This window comes from Pseudonocardia kongjuensis, assembly GCF_039526905.1.
GTDB classification, from domain to species: domain Bacteria; phylum Actinomycetota; class Actinomycetes; order Mycobacteriales; family Pseudonocardiaceae; genus Pseudonocardia; species Pseudonocardia kongjuensis.
In genome coordinates, this window is record NZ_BAAAJK010000004.1 from 76351 (window position 1) to 95249 (window position 18899).

At 76.3% G+C, this 18899-nt stretch carries 18 protein-coding genes; 12 read left to right on the forward strand and 6 right to left on the reverse strand.

The window, feature by feature from the left end; all coding sequences use genetic code 11:
* The first annotated feature begins 85 nt into the window (after window positions 1-85).
* Window positions 86-1621, forward strand: coding sequence for an apolipoprotein N-acyltransferase (gene lnt / locus ABD160_RS04510; RefSeq protein WP_344018541.1), 1536 nt, complete (start codon window positions 86-88; stop codon window positions 1619-1621).
* A gap of 53 nt (window positions 1622-1674) precedes the next feature.
* Window positions 1675-2655, forward strand: a complete 981-nt coding sequence (locus tag ABD160_RS04515) for an SDR family NAD(P)-dependent oxidoreductase (protein ID WP_344018543.1) — start codon at window positions 1675-1677, stop codon at window positions 2653-2655.
* Here ABD160_RS04515 and ABD160_RS04520 read toward each other — a convergent pair.
* On the reverse strand, window positions 2645-3235 hold the full coding sequence (locus ABD160_RS04520; RefSeq protein ID WP_344018545.1) for a TetR/AcrR family transcriptional regulator: 591 nt from the start codon (window positions 3233-3235) through the stop codon (window positions 2645-2647). The genes ABD160_RS04515 and ABD160_RS04520 overlap by 11 nt on opposite strands.
* Window positions 3236-3386: 151 nt before the next feature.
* Between ABD160_RS04520 and ABD160_RS04525 the strand changes: the two genes are divergently transcribed.
* On the forward strand, window positions 3387-3917 hold the full coding sequence (locus ABD160_RS04525; RefSeq protein ID WP_344018547.1) for a DUF5709 domain-containing protein: 531 nt from the start codon (window positions 3387-3389) through the stop codon (window positions 3915-3917).
* Window positions 3918-3966: 49 nt separating this feature from the next.
* Here the strand turns inward: ABD160_RS04525 and ABD160_RS04530 are convergent, their stop codons facing one another.
* Window positions 3967-4377 (reverse strand): SsgA family sporulation/cell division regulator, encoded by a 411-nt coding sequence (locus ABD160_RS04530; protein ID WP_344018549.1) that lies wholly within the window; start codon window positions 4375-4377, stop codon window positions 3967-3969.
* 259 nt (window positions 4378-4636) lie between these two features.
* A complete protein-coding gene (locus ABD160_RS04535) occupies window positions 4637-5347 on the reverse strand; it encodes a hypothetical protein (protein WP_344018551.1) in 711 nt (236 codons plus the stop codon).
* 179 nt (window positions 5348-5526) lie between these two features.
* Between ABD160_RS04535 and ABD160_RS04540 the strand changes: the two genes are divergently transcribed.
* Window positions 5527-7224 carry an AMP-binding protein gene (locus tag ABD160_RS04540; RefSeq protein WP_344018553.1) on the forward strand — a complete coding sequence of 566 codons (1698 nt, stop codon included), beginning with the start codon at window positions 5527-5529 and terminating at the stop codon, window positions 7222-7224.
* A gap of 26 nt (window positions 7225-7250) precedes the next feature.
* Here the strand turns inward: ABD160_RS04540 and ABD160_RS04545 are convergent, their stop codons facing one another.
* Window positions 7251-7892, reverse strand: a complete 642-nt coding sequence (locus ABD160_RS04545) for a flavin reductase family protein (protein WP_344018555.1) — start codon at window positions 7890-7892, stop codon at window positions 7251-7253.
* A 51-nt stretch (window positions 7893-7943) separates the two neighbouring features.
* Here ABD160_RS04545 and ABD160_RS04550 point away from each other — a divergent pair, with 51 nt between their 5' ends.
* Window positions 7944-8891 (forward strand): cobalamin biosynthesis protein, encoded by a 948-nt coding sequence (locus ABD160_RS04550; protein ID WP_344018558.1) that lies wholly within the window; start codon window positions 7944-7946, stop codon window positions 8889-8891.
* A gap of 144 nt (window positions 8892-9035) precedes the next feature.
* Here ABD160_RS04550 and ABD160_RS04555 read toward each other — a convergent pair whose 3' ends face one another.
* Together ABD160_RS04555 and ABD160_RS04560 are read right to left on the reverse strand one after the other, a co-directional pair.
* Window positions 9036-9434 (reverse strand): hypothetical protein, encoded by a 399-nt coding sequence (locus ABD160_RS04555; protein WP_344018560.1) that lies wholly within the window; start codon window positions 9432-9434, stop codon window positions 9036-9038.
* A gap of 53 nt (window positions 9435-9487) precedes the next feature.
* A complete protein-coding gene (locus tag ABD160_RS04560; RefSeq protein ID WP_344018563.1) occupies window positions 9488-10396 on the reverse strand; it encodes an SURF1 family cytochrome oxidase biogenesis protein in 909 nt (302 codons plus the stop codon).
* A gap of 41 nt (window positions 10397-10437) precedes the next feature.
* Between ABD160_RS04560 and ABD160_RS04565 the strand changes: the two genes are divergently transcribed.
* The 7 genes from ABD160_RS04565 (at window position 10438) to ABD160_RS04595 (ending at window position 18888) form a co-directional block, all read left to right on the forward strand.
* On the forward strand, window positions 10438-11976 hold the full coding sequence (locus tag ABD160_RS04565) for a cobyric acid synthase (RefSeq protein ID WP_344018565.1): 1539 nt from the start codon (window positions 10438-10440) through the stop codon (window positions 11974-11976).
* On the forward strand, window positions 11973-14231 hold the full coding sequence (locus ABD160_RS04570; protein WP_344018567.1) for a magnesium chelatase subunit D family protein: 2259 nt from the start codon (window positions 11973-11975) through the stop codon (window positions 14229-14231). Before ABD160_RS04565 ends, ABD160_RS04570 begins: the two co-directional genes overlap by 4 nt.
* A gap of 14 nt (window positions 14232-14245) precedes the next feature.
* Window positions 14246-14860 carry a cob(I)yrinic acid a,c-diamide adenosyltransferase gene (cobO, locus tag ABD160_RS04575; protein ID WP_344018569.1) on the forward strand — a complete coding sequence of 205 codons (615 nt, stop codon included), beginning with the start codon at window positions 14246-14248 and terminating at the stop codon, window positions 14858-14860.
* A complete protein-coding gene (locus ABD160_RS04580) occupies window positions 14854-16347 on the forward strand; it encodes a cobyrinic acid a,c-diamide synthase CobB (protein ID WP_425563578.1) in 1494 nt (497 codons plus the stop codon). The genes cobO and ABD160_RS04580 overlap by 7 nt, the downstream gene beginning before the upstream one ends.
* Complete coding sequence (locus tag ABD160_RS04585; RefSeq protein ID WP_344018573.1) at window positions 16344-16769, forward strand: cobalamin biosynthesis protein; 426 nt, start codon at window positions 16344-16346, stop codon at window positions 16767-16769. The genes ABD160_RS04580 and ABD160_RS04585 overlap by 4 nt, the downstream gene beginning before the upstream one ends.
* Window positions 16770-17007: 238 nt before the next feature.
* A complete protein-coding gene (gene cobA, locus ABD160_RS04590; RefSeq protein ID WP_344018575.1) occupies window positions 17008-18228 on the forward strand; it encodes a uroporphyrinogen-III C-methyltransferase in 1221 nt (406 codons plus the stop codon).
* Between the two features lie 57 nt (window positions 18229-18285).
* Window positions 18286-18888 carry a TetR family transcriptional regulator gene (locus ABD160_RS04595; protein WP_344018578.1) on the forward strand — a complete coding sequence of 201 codons (603 nt, stop codon included), beginning with the start codon at window positions 18286-18288 and terminating at the stop codon, window positions 18886-18888.
* Window positions 18889-18899: the final 11 nt, after the last annotated feature.

Genomic DNA, 18899 nt, shown 5'->3' on the forward strand with positions numbered 1-18899 from the left:
CACCCCGGTGCGCCCGTCCGGCCCGGACGTCCCGGATCATGGGGGGCGTCGATCCCGGGGGACCCCCGGAGGAACGGATGAGCCGATGAGCGGTGTCGTGACCGGGCGTGCGGACGGCCCGTGGCGGGAGCGCCTGCGCGCGCTGCGGCACGTCCCGCTGCGGCACGCCGCCGCGCTCCCGGCCGGGGTGCTGCTGCACCTGTCCTTCCCGCCCCGGCTGCTCTGGTGGACGGCGCCGATCGCGTTCGCCCTGCTGTGGTGGGCGCTGCAGCGGACGACCGTGCGCCGCGCCGCGCTGGTCGGCTTCGTGTTCGGGCTGGCGTTCTTCCTGCCGCACCTGGTGTGGATCCAGGACTTCCTCGGCCGCGAGTTCGGGCCCGCCCCGTGGATCGGGCTGTCCGCGCTGATGGCGGTGTTCACCGCGGCGTTCGGCGCGGTCGTCCCGCTGCTGTGCCGCCTGCCCGGGGCGCCGCTGTGGGCGGCCGCGGCGTTCGTGCTGCAGGAGTCGCTGCGCGGCCGGATCCCGCTCAACGGGTTCCCCTGGGGCCGGGTCGCATTCGGCCAGGTCGAGGGCCCGTACCTGCCGCTGGCCGCGTTCGGCGGCGCCCCGCTGGTGACCTTCGCGGTGGTCGCGACCGGGTTCACGGTGGCCGCGCTGCTCACCCGGCCGAGCGTGCTGCGGGCGGTGCCGGTGCTGGTGCTGGTGCTGGCCGTGATCGGGGTGCCCGCGCCGCCGACCGACGCGCAGGACGGCACCCGCACCGTCGCGCTCGTCCAGGGCAACGCGCCGGATCTCGGCCTGGGCCTGCTCGGTGCGCGCGACCTGCTGCGCCGCAACCACCTCGCCGTCACCGCACAGCTCGCGGACGAGATCCGGGCCGGCACCGTGCCGCGCCCGGACCTGGTGCTGTGGCCGGAGGGCGCCACCGGCACCGACGGCACCGACCCGGCGATCGACCGCGCCGTCGCCGATCTCGGGGTGCCCACCCTGATCGGCGCGATGTACCGGGACGCGGGCGGCACCGAGAACGCCGTCGTCGCCTGGGACCCGCGGACCGGGCCGGGGGAGCGGTACGCCAAGCAGGAGCTCGTCCCGTTCGCCGAGCGGATCCCGCTGCGGCCGATCGCCAGCCTGGTCACCCCGTTCGTCGACGTCCCCGACCTGGTGGCCGGGGACCGGCCGGGCCGGATCGATCTCGCGGCCACCCGGCTGGGCGTCGGGATCTGCTACGAGGTCGCCTACGACCGGGTGCTCCGGGAGGCCGCCGCGCAGGGCGCCGAGCTGCTGGTCGTCCCCACCGACAACGCCTGGTACGGCCCCGGCGAGATGACCTACCAGCAGCTCGCGATGGCCCGGCTGCGCGCCGTCGAGCACGGCCGGGCGGCCGTCGTCCCGGCGCTGAGCGGGGTCAGCGCGGTCGTCCGGCCGGACGGCAGCGTCGCCCGCTCCACCGCGATGTACACCCCGGTGACCCTGGTCGAGCAGGTGCCGCTGCGCACCGACATCACCCCGGCCACCCGCTGGGGCGGCGTCGTGGAGGCCCTGTTCGTGGCCGCCGCGGCCGGGGGATGCCTGGCCGGGGCGGTGCGCCACCGCAGGCGCCGGGGAGGCGCGGGCTGAGCCGGGCGCGGGTCGGCGGGCGGGACCGGCCCGGCTGTGGTCGGATCGGACCCGTGCGCAGCGTGCTGGACACCGTCCTCGACCGTGCCGTGGTCCCCGGCTACTCGCGGATCGGGTACCTGCTGCGCCGGCGCGGCTGGACCGGCCCGCGGGCCGATCCGCCACGCGGCGCGCTGACCGGCCGGACCGCGCTGGTCACCGGTGCGGGCGGCGGGCTCGGCGAGGCCGTCGCGACCGGGCTGGTCCGGCTCGGCGCGACGGTGCACCTGCTGGTGCGCTCGGCGGACAAGGGCCGCGCCGCGCAGGACCGGATCCTGGCCGCCGTCCCCGGCCTGTCCCGGGACCGGTTGCCGGTGCAGATCTGCGACATCGGCGAGCTCGCCCGGGTGCGGTCGTTCGCGACCCGGTTCGCCACCGAGGTCGACGCGCTCGACCTGCTGGTGCACAACGCCGGGCTGCTGCCCGACCGGCGCGGCGAGACCACCGAGGGCAACGAGACCACGCTGGCCGTGCACGTCCTCGGCCCGCTACTGCTCACCCGGCTGCTGGCCGATCGGCTCGCCGACGGCGCGCAGCGGTCCGGCACCGACTCCCGGGTGATCGTCATGTCGTCCGGCGGGATGTACGCCCAGCCGCTGCGCGCCGACGACCTGCAGTTCGAGCAGGGCAGCTACGGCGGCACGGCCGCCTACGCGCGGACCAAGCGGATGCAGGTCGTGATGACCGGGCTGCTCGCCGAGGAGCTGGCGCCCCGGCGGATCACGGTGCACGCGCTGCACCCCGGATGGGCCGCGACGCCCGGCGTGACCGGGTCGCTGCCGCTGTTCGGGACGTTGCTCGGGCCGGTGCTGCGCACCCCGGCGCAGGGCGCGGACACCGCGGTGTGGCTGGCCGCGGCGCCGTCGTCGGAGATCGGGACCGGGCGGTTCTGGCACGACCGGGCGGCGCGCCCGGAGCACTACCTGTCGCGGACCCGGGAGAGCGCCGCGGACCGGGAGCGCTTCGCCCGGGAGGTGGACCGGCTCACCGGGTGAGCGGCCCGTCGAGCAGCGCCGCCGCGGTCCGCCGGACGTGCACCAGCACGTCGTCCGGGTCGGACCGGCCGATCGAGCCGTCCGGCAGCAGCGGATGCACCAGGCTCAGCCCGAGCAGCCAGGCCAGCAGCAGCTCGGCCCGCAGCTCGGCGTCGGCGTGGTCGGCGGCGCCGGTCGCGCGGGCCGCGAACGCCGCGGTGAACGCACCGGCCAGCTCCACCCGCACGGCCGCCGCCGCCTCCGAGGTGCCCGCCGAGCGGACCACCGAGCCGAACAGGTCGTGCTCCGGCCCGTTGCCGCCGTCGAAGATCGACCGGATGGTGCGCTCCAGCAGCTCCTCCGGCGGGCCGCCGTGCAGCACCGCGAGCGCGCGTTCCGCGGCGACCCGGGCGAACAGCGCGTCCTTGCTGCCGAAGTAGCGGAACAGCAGCGCCTGGTTGACCCCGGCACGTTCGGCGATCGCCCGGACCGGGGTGCGGTCGTAGCCGTGCTCGGCGAACAGGTCCGCGGCCGCGGCGAGCAGCGCGCGCCGGGTGGCGTCGCCGGAACGCACCGGCGGGGCACCGGAGTCGGCGCTCACGGGCGGGCTCCTCTCCTGCGGGTCACGGTGATCAGGTGAGTGGACGGTAGCGCCCGTCCGGCGGCGCATGGCACTCCCGGTGCCCGGGTACCTGCAGTGCGACACCGCGACCGGTGAGTGCGAGACCCGAACCGAGGAGGACGTGGGACCCATGGCCGCAGGCGAGGAGAACGAGTTGCAGCCGGAGGCGCCGGACCTGGCGTCGGCGTTGCAGCTGGACACCGACGAGGCGCTGACCGGCCCGTCGGACAGCGACCCGCTGGACGCCGGCTACGTGCCGCCGGACCGTCCGTACGGGGTCGAGGACAAGGCGGTGACACCGGCCGGTGAGCGGGCCGGCGAGACGCTCGACGAGCGGCTCGCGAAGGAGGTCCCGGACGAGCTGTCCACGGCGGGGACCGACCGCTCCGGGCGGCTGGTGAACGCGACCGACTCGCCGGCCGGGCAGCCTGCGGTGGACGGCGCGGCGCACGACGTCGGTATCGACGGCGGGGCGGCCGGTGCGGAGGAGGCCGCCGTGCACGAGGCGGACCGCCGGATCGTGCCGGTGGTCGACGAGTCCCCGGCCGGTGACCCGGAGGTCAGCGCCCAGCTGGCGGAGGACGCCGACCGGGCCGACGAGGCCGCCGCGCACGCCGAGTGGGACGCCGACAACCATCCGGGCTGGGCCGACCGCGGCTGACCGGCGCCGTGCCGGCCCTGCTCGGACGGCGCGGCTCAGGGTGCGCCGCTCAGGCCGCGCTGCCGGTGAGCCGGGCGATCGCACCGTCGAGATCGAGGTGGTCGTTCTCCTCGCCGAGGTCGACGATCTCCAGCGTCGCCTCCACGAACTGGGCGAGCAGGTCGCGGTCGACCTCGAGGACCGCGGACCCGCCGTCCGAGCGGATCTCGATCTCGACGACGTCGTAGCCGTCGACCCGGCGCGGCGCCATCCGGATGTCGCCGATCCCGGTCGGCGTGGTCAGCCCCTCGATCACCAGGTCGCGGGCGACCAGCCACTCGATCCAGCGGTCCGCGGAGCGGCGCACCGAGAAGGAGATCGCGAACGGGTCGGCCGCCCGGAACGCCCAGCGGCTCACGATCGGGGACGCCTGGCCGTGCAGCACGGTGAAGACGTCCTGCTGGATCGAGTCGCTGGTCATCCTGCTCGCCCTCCGAAAACCGTGCCCCGGACCGCCGTGTGTGCCGCGGTCTCACCAGGAACATCGCCGGGGAGCCCCTCGGCGCTGCACCTCGGGCGAGGATTCACCCGTTCGCGCCATCTGTCGTTCACGTCACGATACGGAAGTGGCACAGCAGGTCCAACGACCGGCTGGGCCGGAGGGGACGGCCCGGGTGGGTCGCCGGATCCGGTGACACCGGGTAGTTCCCGGCAGCGGCACGGCCGCTCCGGTGCGGCGCTCAGCGCCGGGTGACGGCGGTGACCACCCAGATCCCGCCGGGGCCCCGGCGGACGGTCTGCTCCAGGGTGACGGTCGCCCGGGCGGCGGACCGGCCGTCGGCGACGTCGTAGTTGCCCGGGGCCAGCTCGGTCAGCTCGGGACTGCGGTACTCCAGCTCGGCACCGACGTAGGAGATCGCGACCTCCTGCGGGTCGAGCAGCCACGGGTCGCCGCCCCGGTCGGCGTGCTGCTGCATCCGCTGCGCGGTGCCGGCGTCGCCGGCCGGCCACATCGGGACGTCCTGCTCGGCGCGCGGTGCCTGCATCGCCTGCGGCGGCCCGGGGTGCCCGCCGCCGGGCGGCGGCGCGGGCCGCGCGGTGTCCCCGGCCGGTCCGGGCGCGCCGCCGGTGGGCCCGGATCCTGGTCCGGAGCCGGTTGCGGTCCCGGTCCCCGGGGACGGTTCCGGCGGTCCGGACGACGACCCGGACGGCGACCCGGACGTCGGCCCCGACGACGGCACTGCGGACGGCTGCGGGCCGGGTTCCTGCGGCGCCCCGGGGAGCGCGGCGTTCCCGCACCCGACGAGCAGCACCACCAGCACCAGCAGGGCCAGCCCGACGAACGCGCCGCGCAGCATCACCCGCGGCCCGAACCGGCCCACCCGGATCCCGGCCGGGCGGCCCGGTGCGGCCCCGGCCGGCGTCACCTGCGGGAGGTCCGGTGCGGTCACGCGGGCACCCTACGACCGGGACGGCGCCGGACCGCGGAGGCGACGCCATCCCGTTCCGGTGATCGACGCCCGGCGGACGACCCGGCGGGACGAACGGTGCCGGTTGCCGCCGGAGTGATTAGGGTCGCCGGTGAACGACGGGGAGCGGCCCCGGCACGAGCCCGACGAGGTGCACGAGAATGGCGTCCGGTACCGCGGCGACGGAGAAGTTCATCGCAGCACGCGACTTCCTGCTCACCCATCGCGAGGACTACACCACCGCCTACCGGGACTTCCGCTGGCCGGAGCTCGAGGAGTTCAACTTCGCGCTGGACCACTTCGACGTCGTCGCCGCCGATCCGGAGCGCGGCGCGCGGCGCGCGCTCTGGATCGTCGAGCAGGACGGGTCGCAGGCGCACTGGACCTTCGCCGAGCTGTCCGAGCGGTCGAACCGGGTGGCGAACTGGCTGCGCGCCCAGGGCGTCGGCCGCGGCGACCGGATCATCCTGATGCTGGGCAACCAGCTGGAGCTGTGGGAGACGCTGCTCGCAGCGATGAAGCTCGGCGCCGTCGTCATCCCGGCGACGACCCTGCTCACCCCGGCCGACCTGCAGGACCGGGTGGACCGCGGCGCGGCCCGGCACGTCGTCGCGGCCGCGTCGGACACCGCGAAGTTCGACGACGTCACCGGCGACTTCACCCGGATCGCGGTGCGCGGCGCCGTCGACGGCTGGCGGGACTACACCGGCGAGGCGTACGCCGCGGACGCCGAGTTCACCCCGGACGGCCGCACCGCGGCGTCCGACACGCTGCTGCTCTACTTCACCTCCGGCACCACGGCGAAGCCGAAGCTGGTGGAGCACACGCACACGTCGTACCCGGTGGGGCACCTGTCGACGATGTTCTGGATCGGGCTGGAGCCCGGCGACGTGCACCTCAACATCTCCTCGCCGGGCTGGGCGAAGCACGCCTGGTCGAACGTGTTCGCGCCGTGGATCGCCGAGGCGACGGTGCTGGTGATGAACTACGCCCGGTTCGACGCCGAGTCGGTGCTGGGCGTGCTCGACTCCTGCGGCGTGACCAGCTTCTGCGCCCCGCCGACGGTGTGGCGGATGCTGATCCAGGCGGACCTGTCGGTGCTGGCGACGCCGCCGGCCAAGGTGGTCGGGGCCGGCGAGCCGCTCAACCCGGAGGTCATCGAGCAGGTCGAGAAGGCGTGGGGGCTGCGGATCCGGGACGGGTTCGGGCAGACCGAGTCGTCGGTGCAGATCGGGAACTCGCCGTCGCAGCCGGTGAAGCCGGGCTCGATGGGCCGGCCGATCCCCGGGTTCGTCGTGGCGCTGGTCGATCCGGCGACCGGCGAGGTCGGCGACGAGGGCGAGATCTGCCTGGACCTGGAGCACCGCCCGACCGGGCTGATGGTCGGCTACGCCGACGACCCGGAGCGCAACGCCGAGGCGATGGCCGGTGGCTTCTACCACACCGGCGACGTCGGGTCCCGGGACGCGGACGGCTACATCACCTACGTCGGCCGCGCCGACGACGTGTTCAAGGCCAGCGACTACCGGATCAGCCCGTTCGAGCTGGAGAGCGTGCTCATCGAGCACCCGGCGGTCGCCGAGGCCGCGGTGGTGCCGTCGCCGGACCCGGTGCGGCTCGCCGTGCCGAAGGCCTACGTCGTGCTCGCCGCCGGGCACGAGCCGACGGAGGCGACCGCCACCGACATCCTGCGGTTCGCCTACGACAACCTGGCGCCCTACAAGCGGATCCGCCGGCTCGAGTTCTTCGAGCTGCCGAAGACGATCTCCGGCAAGATCCGCCGGGTGGAGCTGCGCGGCCGGGAGAGCGAGATCCACTCCGACCCGCAGGCCACGGTCGGGACGGAGTACACGCTCTAGCGGGCCCGGCGGCCGGCCGTCAGGCGTCAGCCGTCGGTGTCGTTCGCGTAGTGGCCGGGCCAGTCGCGGTAGGGGATCCGGGTGATCTCCATGATCTCGCCGAGCCGGGACCACTCGTTGCGGCCGAGCCGGGCCAGCGGGGCGAGCCGGCGCACGTCGGGCAGCGTGTGGCCGTGCGCGTCGGTGGTGAACACGTCGTCGTCGATCGCCGCGTTCACCACCCGCCCGATCACGACGGTGGAGTTCCCGAGCTCGATCGCCGAGTGCAGCACGCACTCCAGCGCGACCGGGGACTCCGCCACCCGGCACGGGGTGACGGCGGTGCTCGGCTCCGCGGTCAGCCCGACCGAGGCGAACTCGCTGATCTCGGCCGGGAAGTCGGTGCCGGTGGCGTTGATCTTCTCGAACATCGGCTCGCCGGCCAGGCACACCACGAACTCCCGGGTCTCCGAGACGTTGCGCAGCGAGTCCTTCTTCCCGACCGAGGTGAACTGGACCATCGGCGGATCGACGCAGGAGACCGTGAAGAACGAGTGCGGTGCCAGGTTGTCGACGCCGTCGGCCGAGCGGGTGGACACCCACGCGATCGGGCGGGGGACGACGACGCTGGTCAGCAGCTTGTAGAACGGGCCGGCGCCCAGCTCGTCCGGCGTGTGGTCGGTGCGCATGGGGTGATCCTGCCTGCTCGGTGATCGGCGCGCCGACCTACCGTCACCCGCATGCGCGACGGTGCCCGGGCGGCCGGGCTGATGATCGGGATCCTGGCGGACGCGATGCTCGGCGATCCGCGGCGCGGGCACCCGGTCGCGGCGTTCGGCACGCTCGCGGCCGCGCTGGAGCGGCGGCTGTACCGCGACTCCCGGGCCGCCGGGGTGGTGTACACGACGGTGCTGGTCGGCGGGACGGTCGCCGCCGGCCTGCTGGCCGGCCGGATCGGCGGGCCGGTCACCCGGACCGCCGTCACCGCCGCGTCCACCTGGGCGGTGCTGGGCGGGACGTCCCTGGTCGGCGAGGGCAGCGCGCTCGCCGCGGCGCTCGACGCGGGCGACACGGCCGCGGCCCGGACCCGGGTGACCCACCTGTGCGCCCGCGACCCGGAACTGCTCGACGCCGACGGCATGGCCCGGGCCGGCGTCGAGTCGCTGGCCGAGAACACCTCGGACGCGGTGGTCGGCCCGCTCGTCTGGGGCGCCGTCGCGGGCGTGCCCGGGCTGCTCGGCTATCGCGCCGTGAACACCCTCGACGCCATGGTCGGCTACCGGTCGGCACGCTACGAACGGTTCGGCTGGGCGGCGGCCCGGCTCGACGACCTGGCGAACCTCGTCCCGTCCCGGATCACCGCCCTGCTCACCGTCGCGCTCGCCCCGGTCGTCGGAGGATCGCCGTGGGACGCGCTGCGCGCCTGGCGCCGCGACGCCGCCGGCCATCCCAGCCCGAACGCCGGCCCGGTCGAGGCGACCGCCGCCGGCGCGCTGGGCCTGCGGCTGGGCGGGCCGACGACCTACCCGTACGGCACCGAGAACCGGCCCACCCTCGGCGACGGCCACCCGCCGCGCCGGGCCGACCTGGCGCGGGCCGCACGGCTGTCGCGGCTGGTGGCCGCGGCCGCCGGGGTGCTGGCGGTCGGCGCGGCCCACGCGGCGGCGAGGTCCCGCGCCGGGAGGTGACGGCGCCGTCCGGCACGCGCGGGCCGACGGTGCTCGCGGTCGGGGCGGCCCACGCGGCGGCGAGGTCCCGCGCCGGGAGGGGCCGACCGGCGCGGGGCCGTCCGGCCCGGCGGGACCGCACGTCTCCGCCCGTCGGACGCCGACCTACCGGCGCGCGCCGCTCAGGATCACGCCTGCGAGCAGCGCCGGGACGGCCCACTCGGCGGCGCGGATCGCGGACGCCGGGGTGTCGTCGCGGCCGCCCAGCACGGCGGTGCCCGCGGTGACACCCGCGGCGGCGACGGTCAGCCCGATCCCGACCGCGTCACCGCTCCCGCGACGGGTCGCCAGCTGACCGAGACCCCCGGTCAGGGTCGCGGCGAGCGCGGCCCGCGCGATCGGCGTCCAGGTGGACCAGCCGGCCTGCGCGACCCGCTGCCGGTCGGCGGGCCCGCCGGCGGCGTCGGCCGCGGCGTTCAGGCCGGAGACCCCCATCAGCGAGCCGCCGAACCAGGCGGCGGCGCCGACGTCACGAAGGGCCCGGAATGCGGTCGCGCGGTCCATGTCTCTCCTCGGGGAGCGCCGATGTGTGCGCGCGAGACCCTAGCGCCGGGCCGTCACCGGTCCGCGCGACCCTCGGCGCCCTCGCCGGTCGCCATCGCGGGACCGCCCGAGCCGGGACCGCCTGAACCGGGACCGTCGGAACCGGGACCGCCCGAGCCGGGGCCGTCCGAGCCGTAGCCGTCCCGGCCGGACAGCTGCTCGCGCAGGCTGCCGCGGGTGTCCCGGCCGCCGCGTCGTTGCAGCATCTCCAGCCGGATGAAGATCACCAGCGCGACCAGCGCGACCACGCCGAACGTCAGCCACTGCAGCGCGTAGGAGAAGTTGCTGAACGGCGCCCCGCCGCCCGGCGGTGCGATCGGGATCGGGTTCAGCACCCCGGCCTGGTCCTCGTCGAGGGACACGACGCCCTCGACCGGATCCGTCCCGGTCGCCTCGGCGAGGGCCCGGGAGTCGGCCGCGTAGATCTGCCGGGTGCCGCCGTCGAGCAGCGGCGGCCTGCCCTGCGGGTCGTTCTCGTTGAGCCGCAGCCGCCCCTCGACGCTCACGGTGCCGGTCGGGGCCGGCGCGAACCCGGGCACGACGCCGCCCTCGCCGCCGGCGACCGTGCCCCGGTTGACGACGACCAGCCGCCCGTCGGTGAGCCGCAGCGGCGTCAGCACCTCGTAGGCGGGCGCGCCGTCGACGACCCGGAGCCGGACCAGCGCCTCGGCGTCCTGCTCGTAGGTGCCGGTCAGGTCGACCCGGCGCCAGATGTCGTCCGGCGAGACGGCCTCGCCCGGCGGGACCAGCTCGGCGAACGGAACCGCCGGGGTGCCGTCGGCGGCGGCGATGGCGGCGTTCTGCGCCTCCCGTTCGGCCTCGCGATCGAACTGCCACGGCGCGAGCAGCGTGTAGCAGGCCACCACGAACGCACAGACGACGCCGATGAAGGCGAGCCAGCCGGGCCGGAACAGGAAACGCACGCCGTCCAGGGTAGTCGTGCCGCACAGGGATACTGACCGGTGTGGCAGTCGACCTCTCGGGCGCGGTGCTGATCGCCGGGACGACCTCGGACGCGGGCAAGAGCGCCGTCGTCGCCGGCATCTGCCGCTGGCTGCACCGGCGCGGGGTGTCGGTGGCGCCGTTCAAGGCCCAGAACATGAGCAACAACTCGGTGGTCACGCCGGACGGCGGGGAGATCGGACGGGCCCAGGCGATGCAGGCCCACGCCTGCGGGATCGCCCCCGGCGTCGATCTCAATCCGGTGCTGCTGAAGCCGGGCAGCGACCGGACCTCCCAGGTCGTCGTCCGGGGGCGGGCCGACGGGCAGGTGTCGGCACTGTCCTACCGGCACCGCACCGCGGCACTCGCCGAGGTCGTGGCCGACTCGCTGGCCCGGCTGCGGGAGCGCTACGACGTCGTCGTCTGCGAGGGCGCCGGATCCCCCGCGGAGATCAACCTGCGCGCCACCGACCTGGCGAACATGGGCTTCGCCCGGCGCAACGACCTGCCGGTGCTCGTCGTGGGCGACATCGACCGCGGCGGGGTGCTCGCGCACCTGTTCGGCACCCTCGCCGTCCTCGAACCGGCCGACCAGGCGCTGGTCGCCGGATTCGTGATCAACAAGTTCCGCGGGGACGTCCGGCTGCTCGAACCCGGGCTGGAGCAGCTGCGGGCGCTCACCGGGCGTCCCACCCTGGGGGTGCTGCCGTTCGCCGACGGTCTGTGGCTGGACGCCGAGGACTCGCTGTCCGCCGTCGCCGACGGGATCCTCGGCCGGCCCGCACCGCCGCGCGGCGGCCAGTGGCTGCGGGTGTCGGTGGTCCGGCTGCCGCGGATCTCCAACGCCACCGACGCCGAGGCGCTGGCCTGCGAGCCGGGCGTCGCCGTCCGGTACGTGACCGAGCCGTCCCGGATCGCCGACACCGACGTCGTCGTGCTGCCCGGATCGAAGTCCACCGTGTCCGATCTCGGATGGCTGCGGTCGTCCGGGATGGCCGACGCGGTGCTCGCGCACGCCGCCGCCGGACGGCCGGTGCTCGGCATCTGCGGCGGCTACCAGATGCTGGGCGCCGCGATCACCGACCCGCACGGCGTCGAGGCGCCCGCCGGGACCGCCGTCGACGGGCTCGGCCTGCTGGACCTGGAGATCGCCTTCGACCGGGACAAGCACCTGGGCACGCCGTCGTCGACCGCCTGGGGGCATCCGGTGACCGGGTACGAGATCCACCACGGCCGGGTCGTGCGCTCCGGCGATCCCGGCCTGGTCGGCGACGAGGGCTCCGATCGCGGCCACGTGCTCGGCACGCACTGGCACGGGCTCGCCGAGAACGACGGCTTCCGGCGCGCGCTGCTGACCCGGCTGGCCGCCGAGGCGGGCCGGGACGGCTTCCGGGTGGCGGACGACACGTCGTTCGCCGCCGAGCGGACCCGGCAGGCCGATCTGCTGGCCGACCTGGTGGAACGACACCTGGACACGTCGTCACTTGAACATGTGATCCGACACGATGGACCCGCCGACCTCCCGGTGCTGACGTCCGGTCTGGCAGCCTCGGCCGGGTGAGCGCTGCGGTGACGTCCCTCCGGTTCCCGTTCTCCGCCGTCGTCGGGCATGACGACCTGCGGCTGGCGCTGCTGCTCAACGCCGTGCACCCGGGCGTCGGCGGCGTGCTGGTGCGCGGTGAGAAGGGCACCGCGAAATCGACGGCCGTGCGGGCGCTGGCCGCGCTGCTGCCGGATCTCGACGTCGTCGAGGGCTGCCGGTTCGGCTGCGATCCGGCCGCCCCGGACACCGGCTGCCCGGACGGCCCGCACCTGCTCGGCGAGCCCAGCGCCCGGCGCCCGGCCCGGCTGGTGGAGCTGCCGGTGGGTGCCACCGAGGACCGCCTCGTCGGGTCGCTCGACCTGGAGCGGGCGCTGTCCGAGGGCAGGCGCGCGTACCAGCCGGGGCTGCTCGCCGACGCGCACCGCGGGGTGCTCTACGTCGACGAGGTCAACCTGCTGCACGACCACCTGGTGGACCTGCTGCTCGACGCGGCCGCGATGGGCCGCGCACACGTCGAGCGGGACGGGGTCTCGGTCGCGCACGCGGCCCGGTTCCTGCTGGTCGGGACGATGAACCCGGAGGAGGGCGAGCTGCGCCCGCAGCTGCTCGACCGGTTCGGGCTGACCGTGGAGGTGCGGGCCTCGCGCGACGTCGACACCCGGGTCGAGGTGACCCGGCGGCGGCTGGCGTTCGAGGACGACCCGGCCGGGTTCGCCGCCCGGTTCGCCGACGCCGAGACCGACACCGCCACCCGGTTGCGCGCCGCCCGGGAGCGGGTCGCCGCGGTCCGGCTGCCGGACCGGGAGCTGCGCCGGATCGCGTTCGTCTGCGCCCGGTTCGACGTCGACGGGATGCGCGCCGACCTGGTGATCAGCCGGGCGGCCGCGGCGCACGCGGCCTGGGAGGGGCGCACCGCCGTGGTCGAGGACGACGTCCGGGTCGCCGCCCGGCTCGCGCTGCCGCACCGGCGCCGGCGCGACCCGTTCGACGAGCCCGGGATCGACGAGAAGGACCTCGAGGAGGCCCTGCGCGACGCCGAGGACCAGCTCGGCCCCGACGACGACCCGGACCCCGGCGGCCCGGACCCCGACGACCCGGACCCCGGCGGCCCGGACGGCGGGTCCGGTCCCGACGGATCCGATCCGCACGACGGATCCGGCTCCGACGGGGAAGGCCCGGACGGAACCGGCCCGGACGGAACCGGACCGGACGGGGCCGGATCGCCGGGCGGCTCCGGCCCGCACGACCGGCGCGGCCCGCAGGACGGGCCGGACCGGCCCGGCGCGGACGGCGGCCCGGCCGGGGACGAGCCGAGCCACGACGCAGGCCCCGGCGATCCCGCCGGCACGGACCCGCAGCAGGACCCCGGTCCGGACGGACCGGGGGACACCGACCGGCGGCCGGGCGGCGACGGCGGGCCGGGGAACGCCGTCGTCGTCGGTGCCGCCGCGCGGCTGCGCCGGGCGACGATCCGGAAGTTCGCCGTCCCCGGGCTCGGCGCGGGCGCACCCGGGCGCCGGTCGCGGGCCCGCACCGAGACCGGCCGGGTCGTCCGGCCGACCGACGGGGGCACCACCCGGGCCGCCGACCTGCACCTGCCGGCCACCGTGCTGGCGGCGGCGCCGCATCAGGCGCAGCGCGGCCGCAGCGGCCCCGGGCTGCTCGTGCAGCGGGGTGACCTGCGCCGCGCCGAGCGGGAGGGGCGCGAGGGGAACCTGGTGCTGTTCGTCGTCGACGCGTCCGGGTCGATGGCCGCGCGGAAGCGGATGACCGCCGTCTCCGGGGCCGTCCTCGGCCTCCTCCGGGACGCCTACCAGCGTCGCGACAAGGTCGGGCTGGTCACCTTCCGGGCCCGTGCGGCCGAGCTGACGCTGCCGCCGACGTCGTCGGTCCCGACCGCGCAGCAGCGGCTCGCGACGCTGCGCACCGGCGGCCGGACCCCGCTGGCCGAGGGCATCCTGCGGGCCCGCTCGGTGCTCGCCGCCGAACGCCGCCGCGACCCGCGCCGCCGCCCGCTCGTCGTGCTGCTGACCGACGGCCGCGCCACCGTGCCGGCCCGCCCCGGCGGCGATCCGGTGGCCGACGCCCGCCGCGCGGCCGGCCTGCTGGCCGACGACGGCGTGCACACCGTCGTCGTCGACTGCGAGTCCGGGCACGTCCGGCTCGGGCTGGCCGGGCCGCTCGCCGCGTCCGCCGGTGGCGAGCTGGTGACCCTGGACGAGCTGACCGCCGAGAGCGTGGGGGACCTCGTCCGGTCCGCCCGCGCCGCCTGAGAGGAGGGCCCGCCGTGCCGCAGGGACAGGTGAGCGTCACCCCCGCAGACGGGCTGACCACCCGGCAGCGCCGCAACCGGCCGCTGCTGGTGGTGCACACCGGCGTCATGAAGGGGAAGTCGACGGCCGCGTTCGGGATGGCCCTGCGCGGCTGGAACCAGGGCTGGTCGATCGGGGTCTTCCAGTTCGTGAAGTCGGCGAAGTGGAAGGTCGGCGAGGAGGAGGCGTTCCGCGCGCTCGGCCGGGTGCACGACGAGACCGGGGAGGGCGGCCCCGTCGAATGGCACAAGATGGGCTCGGGCTGGTCCTGGTCGCGCAAGCAGGGCTCGGAGACCGACCACGCCGAGGATGCCCGCGAGGGCTGGGCCGAGATCCGCCGCCGGCTGCGCGACGCCCGGCACGGCCTCTACGTGCTCGACGAGTTCACCTACCCGCTGAAGTGGGGCTGGATCGACGTCGACGAGGTGGTCGCCGAGCTGACCGACCGCCCCGGGCACCAGCACGTGATCATCACCGGCCGGGACGCGCCGCAGGCACTCGTCGACGCCGCCGACCTGGTGATGGAGACGACGAAGGTCAAGCACCCGATGGACGCCGGCCAGAAGGGGCAGCGGGGGATCGAGTGGTGACCGCGCGCGCCCTGGTGGTCGCGGCGCCGTCGTCGGGGAGCGGGAAGACGACCGTCTCCACCGGCCTGATGGCCGCGCTGCGCCGCCGGGGCACCCGGGTCGCGCCGTTCAAGGTCGGCCCGGACTACATCGATCCCGGCTACCACACGCTGGCGGCCGGACGGCCGGGCCGCAATCTCGACGTCGTGCTGCAGGGCGCGGACCGGCTCGCCCCGCTGGCCCGGCACGGCTCCCGGGACGCCGACGTCGCCGTCGTCGAGGGTGTGATGGGCCTGTTCGACGGCCGCATCCCGGACGGCTCCGGTTCGACGGCGCAGGTCGCCGCCGCGCTGGGCGCGCCGGTCGTGCTGGTGGTGGACGTCCGCGGGCAGTCCCGTTCGCTGGCCGCGCTGCTGCACGGCTTCCGGTCGTTCGACCCGTCGGTCACGGTCGCCGGGGTGATCCTGAACCGGGTCGGCTCGGCGCGGCACGAGGAGGTGCTGCGCGCCGCCGCCGACGAGATCGGGCTGCCGGTGCTCGGCGCGGTGCCGCGGCGGGCCGAGCTCGCCGTGCCCTCCCGGCATCTCGGGCTGGTCACCGCCGCGGAGCACGGTGCCGCCGCGACCGCCGCCGTGGACGCGATGGCCGGGCTGGTCGCGGCGCACGTCGATCTCGACGCGGTGCTCGCCCTCGCCCGGCCGCTGCCCGACGGCCCGCTCTGGGACCCGCACGCCGAGATCGCCGCCGCCCTCGCGGTCCGGGACGCCGCCCGGCCGGTGGGGGTGGCCTCGGGTGTCGCCCGGCCGGTGGGGGCGGTTCCCGGTGCTGTCCCGCCGGTGGGTGGGGTGCCAGGCGCCGCCCGGCCGGTGGCCGCCGACCCCGGGTGCGCGCGGCCGGCGACCGCGGTACCGGGGCCCCGCCGGCCGGTGGTCGCGGTGGCCGGCGGCCCGGCGTTCGGGTTCGGCTACGCCGAGCACGTCGAGCTGCTCGCCGCCGCCGGGGCGCAGGTCGTGGTCGTCGATCCGCTGCGCGATCCGGACCTGCCGGACGGGACGTCCGCGCTCGTGCTGCCCGGCGGCTTCCCCGAGGAGCACGTCGGCGCGCTGGGGGAGAACCGCTCGCTGCGGGCGGCGGTGGCCCGGCTGGCCGGGTCCGGGGCACCGGTGCACGCCGAGTGCGGCGGGCTGCTCTACCTGTGCCGGGAACTCGACGGCACTCCCATGTGCGGGGTGCTCGACGCCTCGGCCGCGATGACCGACCGGCTCACCCTCGGCTACCGGGACGCGGTGGCGGTGTCGGCATCGCCGCTGTTCGACGCCGGGGCGCGGGTGGGGGCGCACGAGTTCCACCGCTGCGCGGTCACCCCGCGGGCCGGCGCGGAGCCCGCCTGGGCGTGGCGCGGCGGGGAGCCGGAGGGCCACGTGGCCGGCGGCGTGCACGCCTCCTTCCTGCACACCCATCCGGCGGGCAACCCGGACGCCGTCGCCCGCCTGGTCGCCGGCGCATGATCACCGGTTCTGGAGCGGAACGCCCGCGAGGTGGGGCTCCGACTCCACAACCGGTGATCACCGTGGGGGTGGGGATGCGGCCGGGGGTGACGGCCGCTGCGGTGCAGGGGCTGCTGCGCCGGGTGGCGGCGGAGCACGGCCTGGAGCTCGGTCCCGCCGTCGTCGCGACGCTGGACCGGCGGATCGCCGAGCCGGGGCTGCTGCGGGCCGTCGCGCCGCGCATCCCGCGCGGTTTCACCGCCGAGCAGCTCGCCCGGGTGCCGGTGCCGACCCCCAGCGACCAGGTCGCCGCCGCCACCGGGACGCCCGCGGTCGCCGAGGCCGCGGCGCTGCTGGCGGCCGGCCCCGGCGCGGTGCTGCTGGTGCCCAAGACCGCGGGCCAGGGGGTGACCGTGGCGGTGGCACGGTCCCCGGCCCGCTGACCCCCTCCTGCCTCGAATCCCGCGCGGCTGCCGGGGCGGGGGGGGGGGGGGACATGGGTGGTCTGGTGTGGGTTTGGCCTCCGCGGGGCCTGTCGAGGGCGTCCGGCTCGTTATCCTCGACCGCCGCCGCACGGGAGCCGGGGGTTCACCGGACCGGGCACGCACCGCCGGGGCGGGCACGGGGCACCGGGGACGGGCCGCCGGGGATGGGCACGGAGCGCCCGGGAGAGGATCGTCGTTGAGCGCGCAGCACGAGCAGTACCTGGTCGGCCTGGACCTGTCCGGCCGGCGCGTCGTCGTGGTCGGCGGGGGGCAGGTCGCCCAGCGCCGGGTCGCCCGGCTGATCGCGGCCGGGGCGCTGGTCGAGGTGGTGTCGCCCGAGGTCACCCCGGCCGTCGAGGGCATGGTGTCGGCCGGTGAGATCACCTGGACCGCCCGCCGCTACGCCGAGGGTGACCTGGCTGGCGCCTGGTACGCGATAGCCGCGACCGACGACGCGGCGGTGAACGGGGCGGTCACCGCGGAGGCGGAGCGGGACCGGGTGTTCTGCGTCCGCGCCGACGACGGCGCCCGGGGCACCGCCGTCACCCCGGCCACCGGCGCGCACGACGGGCTGACCGTCGGCGTGCTGGCCCGGGGCGCGCACCGGCGCTCGGCGGCGGTCCGCACCGCGCTGGTCGAGGCGCTGCAGTCCGGCGTCGTCGACGAGAGCGCGGAGCCGCCGCAGCCGGGTGTCGCGCTGGTCGGCGGCGGCCCCGGCGATCCGGAGCTGATCACCGTCCGCGGGCGGCGGCTGCTGTCCCGGGCCCAGGTCGTGGTCACCGACCGGCTCGGCCCGCGCGACCTGATGGACGAGCTCCCGCCCGACGTCGAGGTCATCGACGCCTCGAAGATCCCGTACGGCCGGGCGATGACCCAGGAGAAGATCAACGAGCTGCTGGTCGAGCATGCCAGGGCCGGGAAGTTCGTGGTGCGGCTCAAGGGCGGCGACCCGTTCGTCTACGGCCGCGGGTTCGAGGAGGTGCAGGCGTGCGCCGCGGCCGGGGTGCCGGTCACCGTCGTCCCGGGCATCACCAGCGCGTTCGCCGCGCCCGCCGTCGCCGGGACACCGGTGACGCACCGCGGGGTGGCGCACGAGATCGTCGTCGTCTCCGGGCACGTCGCCCCGGAGGACCCGCGCAGCCTCACCGACTGGACGGCGCTCGGCCGGATGACCGGCACCATCGTGCTGATGATGGCGGTGGAGCGGCTCGGCCGGTTCGCCGAGGTCCTCGTCGAGCACGGCCGCGACCCGGCGACCCCGGTGCTGATCGTGCAGGACGGCACCACCCGGATCCAGCGGACCGTGCGGGCGACCCTGGCGACGGCCGCCGAGGTCGCCGCCGCGGAGGAGGTCAGCCCGCCCGCGATCGTGGTGATCGGCCCGGTCGCCGGGCTGGAGGCCCCGGTCGGACCGTGACGCCGGTTACCTGCACAGTGCGCAAACTCTGCGCGGTGTGCAAAGATCGTTGTCGTGGTGCAACGAGGAGAGGGCCTGCGCGACCGCAGGCGGCGTGAGACCCGGCGCGGCATCCATCTCGTGGTGCTGCGGCTGGCCCGGGAGCACGGCCTGGAGAAGGTCACCGTCGAGATGATCGGCGCCGAGGCCGGCATCTCGCCGCGGACGTTCTTCAACTACTTCCCGGGCAAGGAGGCCGCGGCCGTCGAGCTGTCCCCGGCCGAGCTGTCCCCGGAGCTGGTGGAGGACTTCGTGGCCGGCCCGTCCGGCCCGCCCCGCGAGGTGCTCGCCGACCTGAGCCGGCTGCTGCTCGACCAGCTCGGCGAGGACCCGCCGGACCGGGACGAGGCGAACGAGGTCTTCGCGCTCGCCCGCACCGTCCCCGGTGTCACCGGCGCCCTGATGGCGCGGATCGAGAACTCCACCCGCAGGCTCGCCGACGCCGCCGCGCTGCGGATGGGTCCCGACGTCGATCCGCAGCTCCCGGTGCTGGTCGCCTCGATGGCGATGGCCGCCGTCCGCACCGGCATGGAGAACTGGGCGCGCTCGACCGACGCCGGCGACTCCCCGGTGCCCCACGTGGAGCGCGCGGTCGCGCTGCTCCGGACCGTGCTCAGCTGAGCGGAGACCCC

What these genes read in the sequence shown, in the direction of transcription:
- lnt (WP_344018541.1), top strand. Translation starts at nt 86, where the DNA reads ATGAGCGGTGTCGTGACCGGGCGTGCGGACGGCCCGTGGCGGGAGCGC.
- ABD160_RS04525 (WP_344018547.1), top strand. Translation starts at nt 3,387, where the DNA reads ATGGCCGCAGGCGAGGAGAACGAGTTGCAGCCGGAGGCGCCGGACCTG.
- ABD160_RS04530 (WP_344018549.1), bottom strand. Translation starts at nt 4,377, where the DNA reads ATGACCAGCGACTCGATCCAGCAGGACGTCTTCACCGTGCTGCACGGC.
- ABD160_RS04540 (WP_344018553.1), top strand. Translation starts at nt 5,527, where the DNA reads ATGGCGTCCGGTACCGCGGCGACGGAGAAGTTCATCGCAGCACGCGAC.
- ABD160_RS04545 (WP_344018555.1), bottom strand. Translation starts at nt 7,892, where the DNA reads ATGCGCACCGACCACACGCCGGACGAGCTGGGCGCCGGCCCGTTCTAC.
- ABD160_RS04550 (WP_344018558.1), top strand. Translation starts at nt 7,944, where the DNA reads ATGCGCGACGGTGCCCGGGCGGCCGGGCTGATGATCGGGATCCTGGCG.
- ABD160_RS04555 (WP_344018560.1), bottom strand. Translation starts at nt 9,434, where the DNA reads ATGGACCGCGCGACCGCATTCCGGGCCCTTCGTGACGTCGGCGCCGCC.
- ABD160_RS04585 (WP_344018573.1), top strand. Translation starts at nt 16,344, where the DNA reads ATGATCACCGGTTCTGGAGCGGAACGCCCGCGAGGTGGGGCTCCGACT.